Here is a 17,993-nt window from a genome sequence, read left to right on the forward strand (position 1 = left end):
CACCCACCGCCGGATGAAGTGAGAGGAAAAGCAGGTTTATGCAGGCTATGCAAGAGGTGCAAGTTTTGAGTTAACGATTTTTTTAGCTTCAGGACAGGTGTGTCGGGCGCACAAAAACGCCTTACCAAGAATGATATCCTTTTGCATCAGGGAGGAAGACCAAACATGAAAGCCAAATACCTGGTATGGGTAATGTTTCTAACCCTAACCGCCCTTTGGGTAAGCCTCGGCCAAAACGCACTGCCCGAGGGGCCAGGGCGGGAGCTCGTCTTGCAGAAATGCCAGACCTGCCACGAGATCGGTTTTGTAACCCGCGAACGGCAAACCCGCGAACGCTGGGACAGCCTGATTACGGAAATGCAGGGCTACGGGCTAAGGCTCACCCCAGAGGAACGGGCCACCATCCTCAACTACCTGGCCACACGGCTGGCTCCGGGTGCCAGCGCCCCTGCGCCCACACCGCCGCAGACCACCGCCGCAGTGAGCGGTGCAGCCATCTACAACAACTGCATCGGTTGCCACCAGGCCAATGGCGCGGGCATTCCAGGGGTCTTTCCGCCTCTGGCCGGGCACGTGCCGGATATTATGGCAGCCAGAGGTGGGCGCGAGTGGTTGATTCAGGTGATGCTCTATGGCCTGCAAGGTGCCATTAGCGTCAAAGGGGCCAGCTACAACGGCCTGATGCCGGCCTACCCACAGCTCAGCGATGCAGAAATTGCTGCCGTGCTCAACCACATCGCCACCCAGTGGGGCAATGCCCTGCCCACAGGCCAGAGCGCTTTTACCGAGGCTGAGGTGAAGGCCCAGCGCGGCAAGAACCTGAGCGCCCAGCAGGTGCTGGCAGCACGAGGTCAGCTCGGCCTGCGATGAACACCGTCCTGTCCATCCACGCTGGGCCGGGCACCACCCTGCCCAAACCGGCGGTGGCCAAAGCCCGCCTGGTGGAAGGCATGGGCGTAGAGGGCGACCGGCACTTTGGCAAGCACCCCGACCGGGCCGTGCTGGTGGCCGGGCGCTCGACGTACGAGCTGGCCGCTCGAGCCGGCATCGAGCTGCCCCCAGGAGCCCTGGGCGAAAACCTGCTGGTAGACTTCGACCCCCACGCCCTGAGCCCAGGAACCTGGCTCCAGATAGGCACAGTTCTGCTGGAGCTGGCCGACGTTTGCACGGTTTGCAGCTCGCTCTCGGTCTTCGATTTGCGCCTGCCCAAGGTGCTTTTGGGGAAGCGGGGGCTGTATGCCCGGGTGCTTCGGGGCGGGGTGGTAGAAGTTGGCGACAGCGTTCAGGTTCTATCGCCCCAGTCTGCACAAAACACAACTTTCGGGTAGGCTGGAGGCATGCGCATTCTATCGGCGGAGGAAACCGCTGCCCTATTGCCTTATGCTGCCCTGGCCGAATCCCTTGCCCAGGTGCTGGCCGACCATGCCCAGGGTCTCGTTACCGCACCGGAGCGCCTGGTGGTGCCGCTACCAGGGGCCGCTACCCTGCTGCTGATGCCGGCAGCCGACCCCTTCCTCAGTGTGACCAAACTGGTCACAGTACACCCCCAGCAGCACCCCAGCGTGCAGGCCGAGGTCTGGGTCATGCGCACCGCTACCGGCGAACGCCTGGCCCTGCTGGACGGTACGGTGGTAACGGCCCGCCGCACCGCAGCGGTCTCGCTGCTGGCCGCCCAGACCCTGGCCCCCCTACCCGCCGGGCCGCTTTTGATTATTGGCGCGGGAACCCAGGGCAGAAGCCACCTGGAAGCCTTCCAGGAAGGCCTGGGCACCGACAAGGTGTACGTGTACTCCCGCAGCTTCGAACACGCCGAAGCGCTGGCCTCCTACGCCCGCCAGCGGCGGATGCTGGCCCAGGCCATCCGGGACCTCGAGCCCGCCCTGAACGAGGTGAGCCTGATTGTGTGCGCCACCACCAGCCCGACCCCGGTACTGCTGCGCGCCCCCTCGAGCGCCTTCATCGCTGCGGTGGGGGCCTACCGCCCCGATATGGCCGAGGTTGCGCCGGGGGTGGTGCGGCAGGCCCGGCTGTATGTGGATACCCTCGAGGGGGCCCGTTCGGAGGCGGGCGACCTGCTGCAAGCCGGGGTGGACTGGGACGAGGTACAGCCGCTCGAGGCGGCCCTACACCAGCCCAAGCCGGCCTCCGGTACAGTGCTCTTTAAAAGCGTGGGCCACGCCCTCTGGGACCTGGCCGCGGCCCGGTTGGCGGTGAAGTCGCTGGGTATCCAGTAACCTGATAAGCATGTATCTAACTGTTTTTTGCACCGTACCCGACCGGCAAACCGCCCAGCGCATCGCCCAAACCCTGGTGCACGAAGGGCTGGCCGCTTGTGTAAACCTGCTGCCAGGCATCACTTCGGTCTATCGCTGGCAGGGCCAGGTTCAGGAAAACAGCGAGCTGCTGCTCCTCATCAAAACCCAGCAAGCGCACTACAATGCCCTGGAAACCCGCATCAAAGAGCTGCACCCCTACCAGGTGCCCGAGATTATTGCCCATAAAATCGAGGCAGGGTCGAAGGACTACCTGGACTGGATCGCCGAGAGTACCCGCTAGGCACGAGCGGCAAAACATCGTCCTGCTGGCGAAATGGCCGTGGGTCAGTGGCCTGTCGGCAAGCTCGTTTTGCAACCGTGAATCGTATTCGAATAGTTAGGACTTTTGCAGCTATCGGCCATCCGCAATAAGCTATGAGCTAATGATTCGGGCCAAGCAACTTTCCGATGGCGCAACCTGCGGCCTGATGGAGGCCCAGGTCTGGGTGGACGTCGAGACCCCTACCCCTGAGGAAATCGCCCTGATTCAAAGCCAGTATCCCCTCAACCCATTGGCCCTGGCCGATGCCCAGGAGATTGGACACTGGAGCCGTTTCGAGGAGTATCCCAGGCACCTCTTCCTGATTTTTCGCACCCTCGAGACCCCAAACAATGCCCATAGCCGCACCGAGCGGGTCTCTTACTTCTACTTTCCCGAGGCCCAGGTGCTGCTCACCTACCGCAACGAGCCGGTAGACTACCTCGAGCAAATCTGGAACAGCTTTCGTGGGGGTTCGTGCCTAAGGCTATGGCAGCGCTTGCTCGATCAGGGGGTACAGACCTTTTTTGAATACACCGATGCCCTCACCGAGCGGGTCGAAGACCTGGAAGAGCTGGCCCTGGACGGCGGCAACACCTCCGAAACCCCCCGCCGGGTTTTTGCCGGACGGCGCGAGGTCGTGCGGGTGCGGCGTCTGGTCTCGCAAGCCCGCGAGGCTTTGCTGCACCTCGAGCGCCTCCCCCTGCTGGGAGCCGAGGCTTATTTATTCCGCGACCTTACCGACCGCATGGGCCGGGTATACGAAGGCCTGGACGCAGCCAGAGACGAGCTATCCAACGTGCTGGAGGTGCACCTGTCGGCCCAGAACAACCGGCTCAACCGGGTGGTGCAGGCCCTTACGGTGATCTCGGTGCTGTTCTTGCCCATGACCCTCTGGGCCGGCATCTATGGGACCAACTTCGAAGCCTTTAGCGAGTACCAGTGGCCGGCTGGACGGGTGTATTTCTGGGGTGGGCTGGCGGTCATTGGCGGGGGGCTGGCCCTGTGGATGAAGCGCCGGGGCTGGTGGTAAAGGGAATTGGGGCTGCGCCCATTCAGCAAACACGCACAGCAGAGGTCTTCCTTTATCTCTCCATCACGCCACATCTAACCTGCAGCTTGTTTGCGTATACCTAGATGTAAGCACCGGCCAGATCCGGCATTACCCGTCGCAAATAATAAACACAAATGTTTACAAAATCACTTAAGCCTGCTATAGTCGGAACCAAGGAGTGATGAAGCTATGCAAACCAGCATCCTAGATACCCTAACTTTTGATCCTGGCGAGATCATCCTCTATCCGGGAGAGCCCGGCCCTAAGGATCTGCTCTACCGGGTACGGGAGGGTCTGGTTCGGCTCCAAAGCGTTGATGACGAAGGCAACGCCCTAACGTTGCGATTTGTGCGTCCTGGCGAGTATTTTGGCGAAGAAGTTATCTCTGGTGGCGAGCGTACCTACTTTGCCGAAGCCGTTACCGAAACCAAAGTCGATGCCCTGGCGCCGGCCCAACTTTCTGCGCAGGAAATGACCGACCTGGTGCAAGGCCTGGTAAAGGCCCTGAGCCAAACCTATCAGACCATTCAGCGCATCTCTGGCCAGCGCCTCAAAAACCGCATTGCGGCCGCCCTGCTCGATCTGTCCCGCACACCTGTGGCTTTTACCGAGAAGAACGGTCGCATAGGGGTTAGGGCCACCCACGATGAGATCGCTTCGGCAGTAGGCTCGGTACGCGAAACCGTAACCAAGGTTATCGGCGAGCTAACCCGCGAAGGCTACATCCGCTCTGGCTATGGCAAGCTGGTACTGGAAAACCCGAGTGGCCTCGAGCGGCTCTCCAAAGAAGCAGCCTAGCGTTCCAGATGCCCTTGAAACACTCGCCATAACAGGCGGGTGTTTGCTTGGTTGCGGGGTTCTAAGGGGGTTATAATCGGGCAGGGTTGTCTTCAACCCAATCCACGCAAAGCGAAGCCTGCCGCCGGCTTTTAAGCGATCTCGGCATACCCTAACTGGGCCACGACATGCAAACATCGCTTATCGGAGAACGCATCAAGGTGAAGCCTATGGATTTAGAGCAGCAAGCCCAGCTAGAAGCCGAGGCGCTGTCGCGGCGGGTGCTCATCCACGATATTTTGCGTCGTTTGCAGGGTAAGCCCAACCAGCTGCTGCCCTATAGCGCGGTCTTGGAGCTACGGCCAAAGAGCGAGTCGTACAAGGGGCTCCAGACCATTGAAGTCGACAAAATCATAGGCTCAGTTGACCGCTACGGCGACTTCGACGCCGAGTTCATGCCCAAAGAACCCTTTACCCTGGACCGCTGGACCAAGCTGCGCCAGGCCCAGCTCGAGGGCATCGAGTTTCCTCCCATTCATGTCTACAAGGTAGGCGACACCTACTTTGTCAAGGACGGCAACCACCGCACTGCACTGGCTAAAGCCCAGGGTCAGCACTTCATTGATGCCTACGTCGTCGAGCTCGAGGTACCGGTAGACCTCGACCCCAACGACACCATCAAGGATGTGATTCTGAAGGGAGAGTATGCGGAGTTTCTAGAAAAAACCCAGCTACTCCAGCTACGCCCCCGCCATGAGCCCATCCTGTTCAGCAGGCCTGGCCGCTACGATGTGCTGCTCGACCATATCCATACCCATCAGTACTTTATGGGCCTTGACCAGAAGCGCGCCGTCGGCTGGAAAGAAGCCGTTGCCGACTGGTACGACCACCTCTACCTGCCCACCATTTTGGAAATACGCGAAAACGGCGTTCTGAAAAACTTTCCGGGCCGCACCGAGGCCGATTTGTACCTGTGGATTTCCGACCACCGCTACTACCTATCCCAGGCCATCGGCCACGATGTAGGCCCCGAGGAGGCCACCCTTTCGGCCCGCCGGCAGGCAGCGAAAAGCCCTTTGCGCCGCCTGGGGGAGTGGCTGGGTTCGTGGCTTTGGCGCACCCCAGCCAAAAACGCAGCCTCCAGCAGATAAAGCTGGCGCACAGCAGATTTTTCGGGCGCGGCTAGCGCAGCAGCTTGGGCCCTGCGGGGGTCTGTGCCGCCACCACCAGGTGATCCAGCCGGGTCATCCGATCTTGTTGCCCTTCTCGTCGTAGCGGTAGAAACCCCGCCCGCTCTTGCGCCCCAGAAGCCCGGCCTGCACCATCTTACGTAGCAGGGGCGAGGGGCGGTATTTGTCGTCGCCCAGACCCCGGTGCAGCACTTCCATGATGGACAAGCAGGTGTCCAGTCCGATGAAGTCGGCCAGGGTGAGGGGGCCCATGGGGTGGTTCATGCCCAGCTTCATGACCTGGTCAATGGCCTCGGGCGTCGCCACCCCCTCCATCACGCACTGGATGGCCTCGTTGAGCATGGGCAGCAGGATGCGGTTGGAGACAAAGCCAGGGTAGTCGTTGACCTCTACGGGGGTCTTGCCCATCCGGCGGGCTGCTTCCAGCACGGCCTGGGTGGTGGCCTCGTCGGTCAGGTAGCCCCGGATCACCTCCACCAGCTCCATCAGGGGAACCGGGTTCATGAAATGCATCCCGATAAAGCGCTCGGGCCTGCGGGTGGCCGCAGCCAGGCGGGTGATGGGAATCGAGGAGGTGTTGGAGGCCAGAATGGCCTCGGGCTTAACCAGTTGGTCGAGCTCACGGAAGAGCTCGAGCTTGCTGGGCTCGTGCTCCACAACGGCCTCGATCACCAGGTCGCAGTCTTTCAGGTCGGCTAAGTGGGTGGTGGTCACGATGCGGGCCAGGGCCGCATCGTGGCTGTTCTGGTCGAGCCTGCCTTTTTCCAGCAGCTTGCCAATGGAGCGCTTTATGTTGCTCAGGCCGCGCTCGATAAACGAGACCTCGAGGTCGCGCAGCACCACCTCATAGCCGGCCTGAGCCGCCACCTGGGCAATACCGGAGCCCATCTGCCCTGCACCGATCACACCAATCTTGCGAATTTCCATACCTCACATCCTATCGCGAATTTGAGCTACCTCGTGCGGGTCACCTTGGACAGGTTGCGCGGGGCATCGGGGTTGCGCCCCCGGGCCACCGCGAGCTGGGCGGCGAAAGGGTAAAAGGCCTGCGCCAGCAGAATCGAGTCCAGCACCGGGTGGAGCCGGGTGGGGAGCGGCAGGGGGGTGTGGGCCAGCTCGAGGGCCTCGGCTTCGGAGGAGGCCACCAGCAGGTGTCCGCCTTTGCCCCGCAGGGTTTGCAGCAGGCTCAGCATGCCGGGCAGGGGCTTGTCTTTGGGCAGCAGCACCAGCAGGGGAAAATCGGGCTCCACCAGGGCCACCGGGCCGTGCAGCAGTTCGGCGCCCGACATGGCCTCGGCATGAAAAGCGCTGGTCTCCTTAAGCTTGAGGGCCAGCTCGTGGGCGATGGTAAAGGCATAGCCGCGCCCCACCACCAGGCCGTTGTCGGCCTCCAGCAAAGCCCCCAGGCCCGCCTGCCAGTCGGCATGGGCGGCTTTGTAGAGGGCCTCGGGCAGCATGGCCAGGGCTTCTTTGAGGGGTTTGTCTTCGGCCCAGGCCGCCACCAGCTGGGCCAGCGAGGCCAGAGTAGCCAGGTAGCTTTTGGTAGCAGCCACGGCTTCCTCAGGGCCGGCCCACAGGGGTAGTACCACCTCGGCGGTCTGGGCCAGGGGGGAGTTTTCCTGGTTGACCAGGGCCAGGGTCAGGGCCCCATCGCGCCGAGCCTGCCGGGTAACTTCGATCAGGTCGGGGCTCTGACCCGACTGGGAGATGGCGATCAGCAAAGCACGACCGAGGGCCAGGCGCTGCCCGTAGACCGTGTGTATCGAGGGAATGGCCGAGGAGCAGACCACACCCAGCAGGCTTTCAATGAGGTATTTGCCATACAGGGCGGCGTGGTCGGAGCTGCCCCGGGCTACCGTCAGCACAAAGGGCGGGGTATGGCGGCGCAAAAAGGTGCCCAGCAACTCCATCTCGCTTTTGTTTTCCCGCAGGGCCTGCTCTACCACCGCCGGCGCCTGCTGGGCCTCCCTGAACATTTTGCTTTCGACTGCCTTCATACAAGTATCTCCACCTTCTGGCCCCGCACGTACACCTCCACAAGGTTTAGCGCTTCGTCAAGCACCACCAGGTCGGCGGGCAGGCCTGGCTTCAGTCCATGCTGTATTCCCAAGTAGGTTGCGGCAAAGCTCGAGGTCATCTGCACCACCTCGCGCAGGGTATAGCCCCAACGGCGCAGGTTTTGCGCGGCTTGGTCCATGGTGAGTGCGCTCCCGGCCAGCCTGCCATCGGCCAGGAAGATCCCCTGGCCTTTTTTGTATACCCGGTGCCGCCCCAGCCGGTACACCCCCTCTGGCATTCCGGCGGCTGCCACCGCATCGGTTACCGCGTAGGCCTGGGGTATGGCCCGGGTTGCCACCCCGATGGCCGCCGGGTGGACGTGCAACCCGTCGGGAATGAACTCGGCCCACTGGGCACGCCCCAGGCCCAGCCCCACCACCCCCGGCTCGCGGTGGCGCAGAGGGGTCATGGCGTTGTAGAAGTGGGTGAAACCCCGCGCGCCCGCCTCGAGGCCGGTCAGGGACTGGGCATAGGTGGCGGCTGTATGGCCCTGCTGCACCCGCACCCCGTGGTCTTGCAGGAAAGCGATCAGCTCGAGCGCCCCTGGCAGTTCGGGGGCCAGGGTGACCACCCGGATGGGGGCCAGGGAAAGCAGGCGGCGCATGGTTTCCAGGCTGGGGGCCAGGGTATAGGGCGGCTGGGCCCCCAGTTTTTGCGGATTGATGAAGGGGCCCTCGAGGTGTACCCCCAGCACCCGCGCTTCGCCGGGGCCCGGATTTTGCACCACCGCGGCGATGCCGTGCAGGGCGGCCTCGAGGTCGGCCAGGGGGGCCGCCACGGTGGTGGCGAGCAGCACGGTGGTGCCATGCTGGGCGTGAAAACGGGCCATCTGTCGCACTGCCGCCTCCCCTTGCATGCAGTCGGCCCCTCCCCCGCCATGCACATGCAGGTCAACAAACCCCGGCAAAATGTAACGCCGCGGCAAGCCTCCGGCGGCCTCGAGCGGAAGCACCGCCTCGATGCGCTCGGAAAACTCGATACAGCCGGGGTAGGTCAGGCTGGGGGCAACCAGGGTTCCAAGCAGCTCTGCCATTTATGGCTCCAATTTCAGGCTGATCACCTGGTAGGGCGTATAGGCCAGGGTCAGGTAGCCATTGTGTAGGGGAAGGGTCTCTTCCGGGTCTTCCAGCAGGTTGACCCGGCGTACCGTGCGGATTCCCAGGGCCCCAAGGTCGAGCTGGGCCACCCCCCGCCCGCCGTTGGCCTCGTAGAGCCGCAGGATATAGCCGAAGCCTCCTTCGGCCCGCTTGAGGGCAGCTATCCGCAGGCTGCCTTGCAAAAGGCGCAAAAACTGGCGGCTGGCTGGCTGTCCCCCCGCATGAACGGGCATGGCCAGGGGCCGCAAGGGCGCGGCAAAGTCCTCGGCTTCAGCAACGGTATCGGTTCGCCAGTCGCCCGGATGGGGGTAAAGGGCATAGGTAAAGCGGTGCTCGCCCACGTCGGCCAGGGGATCGGGCCAGAGTGGGCCGCGCAGCAGGGAGAGGCCCAGTACGTTGCCCTGCACGCTGTAGCCATGTTTGGAACCGCCCAGCAGGCTCGCCCCATAGTTGGCCTCGCTGAGATCGGCCCAGCGCAGGGCTGGCACCTCAAAGCGGGCTTTATCCCAGGGGGTATTGGCGTGGGTGGGCCGGGCAACCGCCCCAAAGGCGGTATCGAACCAGGCTTCGTGGCTTCGCACGTTTAGCGGAAACAGCGCCCGCAGCAGGGTGCGGCGCTCCTGCCAGTGCAGCCGGGTCTCGACCTCGAGCCGACGGGCACCCCCCCAAAGCCAGTAGGTCTGCTCGAGGCTCGAGGCCCCCAGCCTGCGCTCCACCCAGATCCCCGCCCTGAGCGGCCCTTCCTCCACGAGCTTGACCTGGCTGGCCGTAATCTCGCGGCCCTCCCGCGCATACGAAGCGTCTATATCCCAGGCTTCCCAGTAGCGCGGGATGTCGGTGTAGGCCCAGAGCTGGTTGCCGCGCCCGGCCAGCACCTCCCGCTGGTGGTCTTTGTCATAGAGGCGGGCCAGGGTGCCATCGGGGGCCACTTCCAGGCGCAAATGTTGGTTTTCTAGAACCCTCTCCGTGCCGCCAACCCGCACAGTAGGCGTTCGGCGGGCGTCTAGGTGGGCCACCACCGCCAGGGCCAGATAGCCCATGGCCGGCACGGTCTGATCGGCCGCAATCAGGATGTGGGAACCCGCATCCTGGTAGGGCACCTCGTCACCGGTGGTGGTGAGCAGGCGGAAAAACTGCTCGGTGGGGCGTTCCATCTGCAGGCGCAGGGGGCGCGGGCTGCTGCTCAGGTTCCATACCACCAGGTGGGCCAGGGCCTGGGGGTGAACCTTGCGCACCTCGGCGGAGAGCAGGCCTAGGGCTTCCTGGCACAACTCCTCGGCCTGAACCAGGGCCACCTGCAGGCTTTCGGCGGCCTGCTGGGGCACGCTGTGGATGGCCGAACCCGGCAAAATGTCGTGAAACTGGTGCAGCAGCAAGACCTTCCAGAGGCCCTCGAGGTCGCGCGCCGGGTAGCTGGGTTCGTCGAGGGTTAGGCGGGGGTCGAGGGGCCTGATTGAAGCCAGGGTCCAGGCCAGCTCGGCCTCCAGCAAGGCTTGCTCGAGGCGCTGGTTGAGCTGCTTGAGCCGGGCCTGGGTGGTGTAGGTGGCCCGGTGCAGCTCGAGGTACAGCTCGCCCACCCAGACCGGCAGTGTGGGCGCAGCCTGTTCCAGGGCCTGGTAGAAGGCCTCGACCCGGCTCATCGCCAACTGGGGCAGTCCGGGAAAGGCACGGTAGCGTTCATAGCGTTCCAGCATGAGGTCGCTGGGGCCGCCACCCCCATCGCCATAGCCAAAGGTGAGGAGCGAGGTGTCGTGGTAGCGCTTACCCCGGAAGTTCTTCCAGGTACCTGCCAGGTCCAGGGCCTCGAGGCGGCCGTTGTAGTTCTGATTGGGATTCCAGAAAGCATGGGCCAGTACGGTGGAGCCGTCCAGCCCTTCCCAGCGCCACAGGTCATGGGGAAAGGGGTTGGTCTCGTTCCAGTTCAACTTGGTGGTAAAGAAGAAAGGCAGCCCCCCCTGCTTTAAAAGCTGGGGCAGGTTGGCGGGAAAGCCAAAGGTATCGGGCAGCCAGGCCACCCTGGCCCTCTTGCCAAACTTCTGTTCAAAGTAGCGCTGTCCCAGGAGTATCTGGCGTGCCCAGGACTCCCCTGAGAGCAGGTTGCCGTCGGGCTCTACCCACATGCCCCCCACCAGCTCCCAGCGCCCCTCCTGCACCCGCGCCCTGACCTGCTCGAACAAGGCTGGGTCATCGGCCTCGAGCCAGGCGTAGGCCTGAGCACTGGACTGATTGAAGTAAAACGCAGGGTAGCGCGCCATGAGGTACAAGACCGTGGCAAAGGTGCGGCGAATTTTGCGTCGGGTTTCGGCAATGGGCCAGAGCCAGGCCAGGTCGATGTGGGCATGGCCCGAGAGCCAGAGCCGCCCCGCCCCAGGGTAACGCTGTTGCAGGTCGGCCAGGGCCTGCCCAAGAAAGCTGCGGGCCGCCTCCAGGCTCTGGCGGTGCTCGTCCTGCAGGGGCAAGCCCGGCCCTTCGAAGCGCCATTCCTCCCATAGCTTGGCGGTTTCCTGGGCCCAGATGGAGCGCTCGAGCTGGTTCAGGTAGGCTTTAGCGGGACCCCGCGGTAGCTCGATGCGGGCAAAGGTTTCGCTCGAAACATCCAGCAAGCGCTGGGCCAGGTCGGGCTCGAGGTGGGGTATGGCTTCCAACACACTGGCCAGATCGGTGCACAAAGCGCGCACCTGAAGGTCGGGCAGGAGGAGGGTGGCCTCCTCGAGCCGGGGCTGTGGAACCGGGCTACCAAACAGCCCTTTAGGGACTGCCTCGACCTCGAGGCGTATTCCCTCACCCCCCTGCGCTTTTTCCAGCAAGGGGTACTCGCTGTGGTAGGGGTTGAGCCCCCCCAGGGGCCTACCCTCGGCCAGCAACAAACCCTCCCCACCGGGCCTTAGTCGTACCCAGACAGGTTTTCCCGCCCAGGACTGGGGTACTATGGCCTCGAAAAATAGACGAACCGGAAAGCTGCGGTCGGGCCAGGGGTCACCCGGCTGGATCGGCACCCTGGGGCCGTCGGCTGCCTGGAACACGCCCCCCAGGGGCTGGGTTTCCAGGTCCTGCCAGGCCGAAAGCTCCTTCCAGCGAACCCACAAACGCTGCAAAACTTGCATCACCCTTCCTCCTGAACCAGCCGCAAGGGAAACACCCCGTTCGACAGGCGCGGCCAGCCCATGACCCCTGGCAGGCTGGGGGCAAAATACTGCTGCCAGAGGCTGTGGGCCAGCGGGCTGAGGCGCTGCTCAATGGCCAGTTCGGCCCCCCACTGAAGCTCGCCCAGATCGTAGGGACTGGGGTCCTCGGTCAGGGCTTGCTGCACCTCCCCGCGCACCCGGCTCTGGTACAGCCAGTCGTCCACCAGGCAGGCAAAGCTGGCCTCGGCCAGCGCAACCGGGCCGCCGCCAAGGGCACACACCCCCGCCGCCGGGGCTTCCCGCCACAACCACTCGGCAATGGCCGCAGTGTTCCCCGGCTGGTTCATCTGATTGAGAATCTCCAGCGGCAGAGAGCGCACCTCCAGACCAGCTAGCTGCGCCATCTGGTGGGGGAGCTCGAGGGTTACAGGTCTGGTATCGGCAGGTATGAGCAGAACGCGCTTCATAAATGGGGTGCAGGCTTGCTCCTCAATCTACTCGAAACTGTAGCGCAAAATAGAGGTCGGCGTTCGCGCCATCATGAGCGCCCACATCCGGTTTCCCGCCCTGGATCCGCAGCACCCCGCCACCCTGTCCAGAAAAATCCTCACCCATTACCTCCGGGAGCGGCTGGGTTTTCGGGGCATCACCGTGAGCGATGCGCTGGACATGCAGGCCATTACCAGGCATTGCCCCGCTGACGAGGCTGCCGTGCAAAGCCTCCAGGCCGGGGCCGGCATGATTCTTTCGCTGGGGCGGCCCGCGGTGCACATCGCCTATGGTTGACGTTTGCAGGTATTTTCAACGAATTCAGCCCAGCACACCGATCCCTGCAAAGGCTGGGCAATCCGATGCGCTTGTGCAGGCGAACCAGCCTTGCTTGGCGGCTTAGTTGGTGGCGGAATTGTCATCTTAGGATAATTACACCATCTGGAGCCATGTATTACACCAAAATAACTTTTTTTGGCAGGAATATAAGTTTTTCTACACATTACAGCTTAGGTTACACATGTCCTTGTTGATAGCTTGCGATAGCTCGCATATAATCGCTTCGCACCCATCAGTGCAATAGTTGCTTTTAGGAGGAGCTTAATGAAGCGACGTGACTTCTTAAAGAAGGCAGGAATTGGCGCTGTTGCCGCCAGTACGGTGTTTGGCCCGGTTTACGCCCAGACCGCCCCGCGGATCCGCTGGCGCATGGCCACCAGCTGGCCCCGCTCCCTGGATACCCTTTTTGGCGCGGCTGAGACGGTGGCCAAGCGGGTGTCCGAGCTGACCGAAGGGCGTTTTGAGATTCAGGTCTTCCCTGCAGGCGAACTGGCCCCAGGGTTGCAGGTGCTAGATGTGGTGCAGGCCGGTAACGTGGAAATTGGACACACCGCCAACTACTACTACATAGGGAAGAGCCCATCGCTGGCTTTCGACACCGGGGTGCCATTTGGCCTCAACCCCCGCCAGCAAAACGCCTGGCTCTACTTTGGCGGCGGCCTGCAGGCCATGCAGCGGGTAATCGCCGACTTCAACGCCATTACCTTCCCCGCCGGCAACACCGGTGTGCAGATGGGGGGCTGGTTCCGTAAGGAAATCAAGGGCCCCGAAGACCTCAAGGGTTTGCGCTTCCGCATTCCTGGGCTGGGGGGTCAGGTCATGACCCGCCTGGGCACCACCGTTCAAACCCTGCCTGCTGGCGAAATCTTCCTGGCACTCGACCGGGGTGCCATCGATGGTGCCGAGTTTGTCGGCCCCTACGACGATGAAAAACTCGGCCTCAACAAAGCGGCTCGCTTCTACTACTATCCCGGATGGTGGGAGCCGGGTTCTACCGTCTCGACCATCGTGAACCTCGATCGCTGGCGCGGCTTGCCCAAGGCCTACCAGGAGGCCATTATCAGCGCCGCCAGCGAAGCCAACGATAAAACCATGGCCGAATATGATGCCAAGAATGCGCCAGCTCTGGCCCGCCTGCAACGGGCTGGCGCCCAGTTGCGGCCCTTTCCCACCAGCGTACTTCAGGCAGCCAACAAAGAGGCCACCGCCTTGTTTGACGAAATCGCCGCCAAGGACGCCACCTACCGCGGCATCTACGAAAGCTGGAAGAAGTTCCGCGACGAGTCGCGCCGCTGGTTTGCTTTGAACGAGTTCCGTTACGACGATTTTGTGCGCACCCTGCGCTAGTGGCAGAACTGGCTATACCCGGAGGCCCCACCCCCAAGGGTGGGGCCTCTCATTAGGGGTCATTGACGCCATGGAATGGGGTGGTTAGGATAGGCCGAGTCAATTTTTGGAGCGTCAGAACTGTGTCGCGCAAACGGTTGGGTTGCCTTTCAGGAGGTGCTTAGGTGAGGGTGTTGCTGGCAATATCCAGTCTGATAGACTCGGTCAACGAGTGGTTGGGGCGTGTGGTGCTGTGGCTGGTGGTACCGATGGTGGCCATCGGGGCCTACAACGCCATTGGGCGAAGCCTGGATAAAACCGTGGGAACTCGGCTGGCTTCCAACACCTACTTTGAGCTGCAGTGGTACCTCTTTTCGCTAATTTTCTTGCTGATGGTAGGTTATGTGCTCAAGCACGACGGCCACATTCGGGTAGATGTGGTGTATGCCCACCTGGGTGAGCGGGGTCGGGCCTGGGTTAACATGCTGGGATCCATCCTGTTTCTGGTTCCCTTCGCCCTGGTCTTGTTTTATGTAACGCTGCCCCTGGTAATCTTCTCGGTGCAGGTGCGGGAGGTCTCCTCCGACGCCGGAGGGCTGCCCCGCTGGCCGCTCAAACTCATGTTGCTACCGGCTTTTATTTTGCTGGCCCTACAAGGGTTTTCTGAGTTCATCAAGAACCTGGCCTTTTTGCGGGGGGTACTACCCCGCCTCCCCCACGAGGCCAAAGGGGAGGTTGCCTAGATGGTTTTGCAAGGCGGCGGAATTGAGCTTTTGGGCGGGGCCATGTTCCTGGGGGCCTTGGTGCTCATCTTCACCGGCTACCCGGTGGCCTTTGCCCTGGGGGGGGTCGCCCTCATCTTTGGGGCTGTGGGGATTGCCATTGGCGAGTTCGACCTGCGCTTTGTGGGCAGCCTGCCCCAGCGCATCTTTGGCATCATGTCCAACTACACCCTACTGGCCATTCCCTACTTCATCTTTCTGGGGCTTGTTCTGGAAAAATCCAAGCTGGCCGAGCAGCTTTTGGACACGGTAGGTCAGATATTCGGCCCGGTGCGGGGGGGGGTGGCCATTGCGGTGGTGCTGGTGGGCACCTTGCTGGCGGCCACCACCGGGGTCGTGGCCGCTACGGTGGTGGCCATGGGCCTGATCTCGCTACCGGTGATGCTCAAGTACGGCTATAGCAAACCCCTGGCTACCGGAGTGATTGCCGCCTCGGGAACCCTGGGCCAGATTATCCCGCCCAGCATTGTGCTGGTGGTGCTGGGCGACCAGCTGGGTGTGAGCGTGGGTGATCTGTTCCTGGGCGCCCTAATACCAGGCCTGATGCTTTCGGGGGGTCTGGTTTTGCTGGTGGCCCTGGTGGCCCTGGTGCGGCCCAAAATGGCCCCTGCCCTGCCCCTTGAGGCCCGGCCTTACAGGGGCTGGGAGCTGGGGCGGAGGGCTATTGTTGCACTGGTGCCGCCGGTCTTGCTGATCTTGTTCGTGCTGGGAAGCATCTTTTTTGGCATCGCTACCCCTACCGAGGCAGGGGCGGTGGGCTCGCTGGCGGCGCTCATCATGGCGGCCTTATACCGCCGCCTGACCTGGAAAGTTTTCCGCGATGCGGTGGTGGAGACGGCCCGCTTTACCAGCATGGTGATTTTCATCCTCATTGGCGCGACCGCGTTTAGTCTGATTTTTCGGGGCCTCGAGGGCGACAAGCTGGTCAAAGATATCCTGGTAGGCCTGCCGGGCGGCGAAGTAGGATTTATCGCCTTTGTGATGATTCTGGTATTTGTATTGGGCTTTTTTATCGACTTCTTCGAGATTGCCTTCATCATCGTGCCGCTGGTGCTCCCGGCGGCGGAGGCCATCTGGCGCGCCCAGGCCGAGGCCATGCAGATGGCCGGCAACTACGACCTCTCTACCGAGGCCTTTGTGCAGGGCAAGCTGCTCTGGTTTGGCATCATCCTGGCCATGAACCTCCAGACCAGCTTCCTGACCCCACCATTCGGCTTTGCGCTGTTCTACCTGCGTGGGGTAGCTCCGCCGGAGGTCAAAACCACCGACATGTACCGGGGGGTTATTCCCTTTATTATCGTGCAGATACTGGTGCTGATTGTCGTAATTGCATTCCCGAGCCTGAGTAGCTGGCTGCCCTCGCTAAGGGGCACGCCCGGCGGCTAAGGAATCAGCAGCACCTTGCCGGTGGTCTCGCGCCCCTGTAGCGCCTTGTGGGCCTGGGCGGCCTGGGCCAGGGGGAACTCGGCTCCGATTCGAATTTTGAGCCTGCCCTCCAGAGCCCAGCGCATGACATCTCCGGCCCGCCATTCCAGTTCCTGGCGGGTCTGGGTGTAGTGCCACAGGGAAGGCCGGGTCAGGTAAAGGCCGCCTTTCTGGTTGAGCACCTGGGGGTTGAAGGGGGCCACCGGGCCACTGCTCTGCCCATATAGGGCCAGCATCCCACGAATCCGCAGGCTGTTCAGGCTGCCTTCCCAGGTGGCCTGCCCCACCCCGTCGTAGACCACGTCTACCCCCTTACCGCCGGTGATTTCACGGGCTTTCTGGTCGAAGCCCTCGTAGGGCAGGGCGTAATCGGCCCCGGCCTCCTTAGCCAGGGCTCGCTTTTCCTCGGTGGAGGCGGTGGCGATAACCGTGGCCCCAATCATCTTGGCCATCTGGATCAACAACAGCCCCACCCCACCCGCCCCGGCATGGATGATGCAGGTTTCCCCGGCTTTGAGGGGGTAGGTGCTATGCGCCAGGTAATGGGCAGTCATGCCCTGAAGCATTCCGGCCACAGCAACCCTGGGCTCCAGGCCCGTCGGCACTTTTACCAGCTTGTCGGCAGGTACTAAGGCGTACTCGGCATAGCTGCCCTGTACGTTGGAATACACCACCGTATCCCCTGCCCGAACACTGCTTACCCCCGGCCCTACCGCCTCCACCACCCCCGCCCCTTCCTCGCCCACCGTGAAGGGGATCGGAACGGCATACAGGCCCGCGCGCTTGTAGATATCAATAAAGTTGACCCCAATCGCCTGTAGCCTGACCAGAACCTGGCCCTCACCCGGGGTCGGGATGGGAATTTCCTCCAGTCGCAGGGCCTCGGGGCCGCCGGGTTGGTGAACGCGAATGGCTTTCATGGGCATAGCTTATCGCAATCACAAAGGACTGTTCCAGCCGTAACCGGCTATACCATACGCGGCCTAGCCAAAGCATTGCAATAAGACCAGGCCAGCGTAAGCGCTCCTGCTAGCGAGGCTTCGGGAAAGGGCGGGATCCGGCCTGGCAGGCCGGGCCGCACAGCGGGCTTAATAACCACGTGCTAGCGAATGTAAAGGTAGGTCTCGGCCACGTCACGTACCCTCGAGCCCGAGCGCTCAATGTAGATGGAGATCTGCTGATCCCAACGTTCCAGGCCATAAGTACCCCGGATAACAAAGCCAGAAGGGTGCGGGGTATCGGTATAGATGGCCCGCACGCGCTGCATGCCCAGAGGTGGCCGCAGCTCATAGCGGAACCCCGGCGGCCCCGAGAGCACATGGGTGCCAGGGTTCAGAAAAACCCGGTCGAACTCGTAAGCCGTCCCGTCTGGATCTATGCCCACCAGGGCCACATAGCCGGCTCGAGTCAGGCTGATGATAAAGCTAACGCTCTCGCCTACCCGGTAGCTCGCTCCTCGGCCCCGGTCGGGTTCAAAGCGGGTAATGACCGGGCTCAATTCAAAACCAAAGCGCAGCCCCACCGTAAGGCTGGAGCGCGCAGGAAAACAACTGGAAAGCAATACGACCAGCAAGGCAAGCAGAAGTTTTGTGTGCATAGCTATCTCCAAGACCCATTCTACCTCTGCCCAGTCCCCAAGCAGCCCTGCTTTAAAGAAACGTGACGACTCCCCGCTCTGAAGAGCGGGGCTTCTCGGTTCTCACGGGACGGCCCACGCCGTACCCATCCCCGAAGGCTCCGTCCGAGCCTTTGCCAGA

At 62.5% G+C, this 17,993-nt stretch carries 18 protein-coding genes; 11 read left to right on the plus strand and 7 right to left on the minus strand.

Annotation, left to right across the window (positions count from 1 at the left end):
* Nucleotides 1-165 precede the first annotated feature (165 nt).
* The 7 genes from ABWU19_RS10795 (at nt 166) to ABWU19_RS10825 (ending at nt 5,556) form a co-directional block, all read left to right on the plus strand.
* A complete protein-coding gene (locus tag ABWU19_RS10795) occupies nt 166-870 on the plus strand; it encodes a c-type cytochrome (protein WP_435901694.1) in 705 nt (234 codons plus the stop codon).
* Nucleotides 867-1,328, plus strand: coding sequence for an MOSC domain-containing protein (locus ABWU19_RS10800; protein WP_435901695.1), 462 nt, complete (start codon nt 867-869; stop codon nt 1,326-1,328). The genes ABWU19_RS10795 and ABWU19_RS10800 overlap by 4 nt, the downstream gene beginning before the upstream one ends.
* A 9-nt stretch (nt 1,329-1,337) precedes the next feature.
* The gene (locus ABWU19_RS10805) at nt 1,338-2,234 is read left to right on the plus strand and encodes a delta(1)-pyrroline-2-carboxylate reductase family protein (protein WP_435901696.1); all 897 of its coding nucleotides are present in this window, start codon (nt 1,338-1,340) and stop codon (nt 2,232-2,234) included.
* A gap of 10 nt (nt 2,235-2,244) precedes the next feature.
* Nucleotides 2,245-2,556 (plus strand): divalent-cation tolerance protein CutA, encoded by a 312-nt coding sequence (gene cutA, locus ABWU19_RS10810; RefSeq protein ID WP_435901697.1) that lies wholly within the window; start codon nt 2,245-2,247, stop codon nt 2,554-2,556.
* 142 nt (nt 2,557-2,698) lie between these two features.
* Complete coding sequence (locus ABWU19_RS10815; protein WP_435901698.1) at nt 2,699-3,607, plus strand: magnesium transporter CorA family protein; 909 nt, start codon at nt 2,699-2,701, stop codon at nt 3,605-3,607.
* Between the two features lie 210 nt (nt 3,608-3,817).
* The gene (locus ABWU19_RS10820; protein ID WP_435901699.1) at nt 3,818-4,426 is read left to right on the plus strand and encodes a helix-turn-helix domain-containing protein; all 609 of its coding nucleotides are present in this window, start codon (nt 3,818-3,820) and stop codon (nt 4,424-4,426) included.
* Between the two features lie 209 nt (nt 4,427-4,635).
* Complete coding sequence (locus tag ABWU19_RS10825) at nt 4,636-5,556, plus strand: transcriptional regulator (RefSeq protein WP_435901708.1); 921 nt, start codon at nt 4,636-4,638, stop codon at nt 5,554-5,556.
* Nucleotides 5,557-5,649: 93 nt separating this feature from the next.
* Here the strand turns inward: ABWU19_RS10825 and ABWU19_RS10830 are convergent, their stop codons facing one another.
* From ABWU19_RS10830 to ABWU19_RS10850, 5 genes are read right to left on the minus strand one after another with little or no spacing between them, the layout of a single operon-like run.
* Nucleotides 5,650-6,522 carry a 3-hydroxybutyryl-CoA dehydrogenase gene (locus ABWU19_RS10830; RefSeq protein WP_435901700.1) on the minus strand — a complete coding sequence of 291 codons (873 nt, stop codon included), beginning with the start codon at nt 6,520-6,522 and terminating at the stop codon, nt 5,650-5,652.
* Between the two features lie 26 nt (nt 6,523-6,548).
* A complete protein-coding gene (locus tag ABWU19_RS10835) occupies nt 6,549-7,592 on the minus strand; it encodes an SIS domain-containing protein (RefSeq protein WP_435901701.1) in 1,044 nt (347 codons plus the stop codon).
* On the minus strand, nt 7,589-8,686 hold the full coding sequence (gene nagA / locus ABWU19_RS10840) for an N-acetylglucosamine-6-phosphate deacetylase (RefSeq protein WP_435901702.1): 1,098 nt from the start codon (nt 8,684-8,686) through the stop codon (nt 7,589-7,591). The genes ABWU19_RS10835 and nagA overlap by 4 nt, the downstream gene beginning before the upstream one ends.
* Nucleotides 8,687-11,854, minus strand: a complete 3,168-nt coding sequence (locus ABWU19_RS10845) for an alpha-mannosidase (protein ID WP_435901703.1) — start codon at nt 11,852-11,854, stop codon at nt 8,687-8,689.
* Nucleotides 11,854-12,342: a DUF4127 family protein gene (locus tag ABWU19_RS10850; RefSeq protein WP_027876720.1), complete on the minus strand. Its 489-nt coding sequence runs from the start codon at nt 12,340-12,342 to the stop codon at nt 11,854-11,856. The genes ABWU19_RS10845 and ABWU19_RS10850 overlap by 1 nt, the downstream gene beginning before the upstream one ends.
* A 49-nt stretch (nt 12,343-12,391) precedes the next feature.
* Between ABWU19_RS10850 and ABWU19_RS10855 the strand changes: the two genes are divergently transcribed.
* The 4 genes from ABWU19_RS10855 to ABWU19_RS10870 all read left to right on the plus strand — a co-directional run bounded on the left by ABWU19_RS10855 (nt 12,392) and on the right by ABWU19_RS10870 (nt 16,197).
* Nucleotides 12,392-12,661 carry a glycoside hydrolase family 3 N-terminal domain-containing protein gene (locus ABWU19_RS10855; RefSeq protein WP_281172000.1) on the plus strand — a complete coding sequence of 90 codons (270 nt, stop codon included), beginning with the start codon at nt 12,392-12,394 and terminating at the stop codon, nt 12,659-12,661.
* Nucleotides 12,662-12,967: 306 nt separating this feature from the next.
* Nucleotides 12,968-14,050 (plus strand): TRAP transporter substrate-binding protein, encoded by a 1,083-nt coding sequence (locus ABWU19_RS10860; RefSeq protein WP_027876718.1) that lies wholly within the window; start codon nt 12,968-12,970, stop codon nt 14,048-14,050.
* A gap of 164 nt (nt 14,051-14,214) precedes the next feature.
* Entirely contained in the window at nt 14,215-14,772 is a 558-nt protein-coding gene (locus ABWU19_RS10865; RefSeq protein WP_435901704.1) for a TRAP transporter small permease subunit, read from the plus strand.
* Nucleotides 14,773-16,197: a TRAP transporter large permease gene (locus tag ABWU19_RS10870; RefSeq protein WP_435901705.1), complete on the plus strand. Its 1,425-nt coding sequence runs from the start codon at nt 14,773-14,775 to the stop codon at nt 16,195-16,197.
* Here ABWU19_RS10870 and ABWU19_RS10875 read toward each other — a convergent pair.
* Entirely contained in the window at nt 16,194-17,156 is a 963-nt protein-coding gene (locus tag ABWU19_RS10875; RefSeq protein ID WP_435901706.1) for a quinone oxidoreductase family protein, read from the minus strand. The genes ABWU19_RS10870 and ABWU19_RS10875 overlap by 4 nt on opposite strands.
* A 182-nt stretch (nt 17,157-17,338) precedes the next feature.
* On the minus strand, nt 17,339-17,833 hold the full coding sequence (locus ABWU19_RS10880; RefSeq protein WP_435901707.1) for a DUF4384 domain-containing protein: 495 nt from the start codon (nt 17,831-17,833) through the stop codon (nt 17,339-17,341).
* Between the last annotated feature and the right edge of the window lie 160 nt (nt 17,834-17,993).

Source organism: Meiothermus cerbereus, from assembly GCF_051297115.1.
Classification (GTDB): Bacteria; Deinococcota; Deinococci; order Deinococcales; family Thermaceae; genus Meiothermus; species Meiothermus cerbereus_A.

Excerpts from the sequence above, each read along its gene's own strand:
- ABWU19_RS10815 (WP_435901698.1), top strand. The coding sequence starts at position 2,699 with ATGATTCGGGCCAAGCAACTTTCCGATGGCGCAACCTGCGGCCTGATG.
- ABWU19_RS10875 (WP_435901706.1), bottom strand. The coding sequence starts at position 17,156 with ATGAAAGCCATTCGCGTTCACCAACCCGGCGGCCCCGAGGCCCTGCGA.
- ABWU19_RS10860 (WP_027876718.1), top strand. The coding sequence starts at position 12,968 with ATGAAGCGACGTGACTTCTTAAAGAAGGCAGGAATTGGCGCTGTTGCC.
- ABWU19_RS10795 (WP_435901694.1), top strand. The coding sequence starts at position 166 with ATGAAAGCCAAATACCTGGTATGGGTAATGTTTCTAACCCTAACCGCC.
- ABWU19_RS10870 (WP_435901705.1), top strand. The coding sequence starts at position 14,773 with ATGGTTTTGCAAGGCGGCGGAATTGAGCTTTTGGGCGGGGCCATGTTC.
- ABWU19_RS10800 (WP_435901695.1), top strand. The coding sequence starts at position 867 with ATGAACACCGTCCTGTCCATCCACGCTGGGCCGGGCACCACCCTGCCC.
- ABWU19_RS10850 (WP_027876720.1), bottom strand. The coding sequence starts at position 12,342 with ATGAAGCGCGTTCTGCTCATACCTGCCGATACCAGACCTGTAACCCTC.
- ABWU19_RS10880 (WP_435901707.1), bottom strand. The coding sequence starts at position 17,833 with ATGCACACAAAACTTCTGCTTGCCTTGCTGGTCGTATTGCTTTCCAGT.
- ABWU19_RS10845 (WP_435901703.1), bottom strand. The coding sequence starts at position 11,854 with ATGCAAGTTTTGCAGCGTTTGTGGGTTCGCTGGAAGGAGCTTTCGGCC.
- ABWU19_RS10830 (WP_435901700.1), bottom strand. The coding sequence starts at position 6,522 with ATGGAAATTCGCAAGATTGGTGTGATCGGTGCAGGGCAGATGGGCTCC.
- ABWU19_RS10820 (WP_435901699.1), top strand. The coding sequence starts at position 3,818 with ATGCAAACCAGCATCCTAGATACCCTAACTTTTGATCCTGGCGAGATC.
- ABWU19_RS10805 (WP_435901696.1), top strand. The coding sequence starts at position 1,338 with ATGCGCATTCTATCGGCGGAGGAAACCGCTGCCCTATTGCCTTATGCT.
- ABWU19_RS10825 (WP_435901708.1), top strand. The coding sequence starts at position 4,636 with ATGGATTTAGAGCAGCAAGCCCAGCTAGAAGCCGAGGCGCTGTCGCGG.
- cutA (WP_435901697.1), top strand. The coding sequence starts at position 2,245 with ATGTATCTAACTGTTTTTTGCACCGTACCCGACCGGCAAACCGCCCAG.
- nagA (WP_435901702.1), bottom strand. The coding sequence starts at position 8,686 with ATGGCAGAGCTGCTTGGAACCCTGGTTGCCCCCAGCCTGACCTACCCC.
- ABWU19_RS10835 (WP_435901701.1), bottom strand. The coding sequence starts at position 7,592 with ATGAAGGCAGTCGAAAGCAAAATGTTCAGGGAGGCCCAGCAGGCGCCG.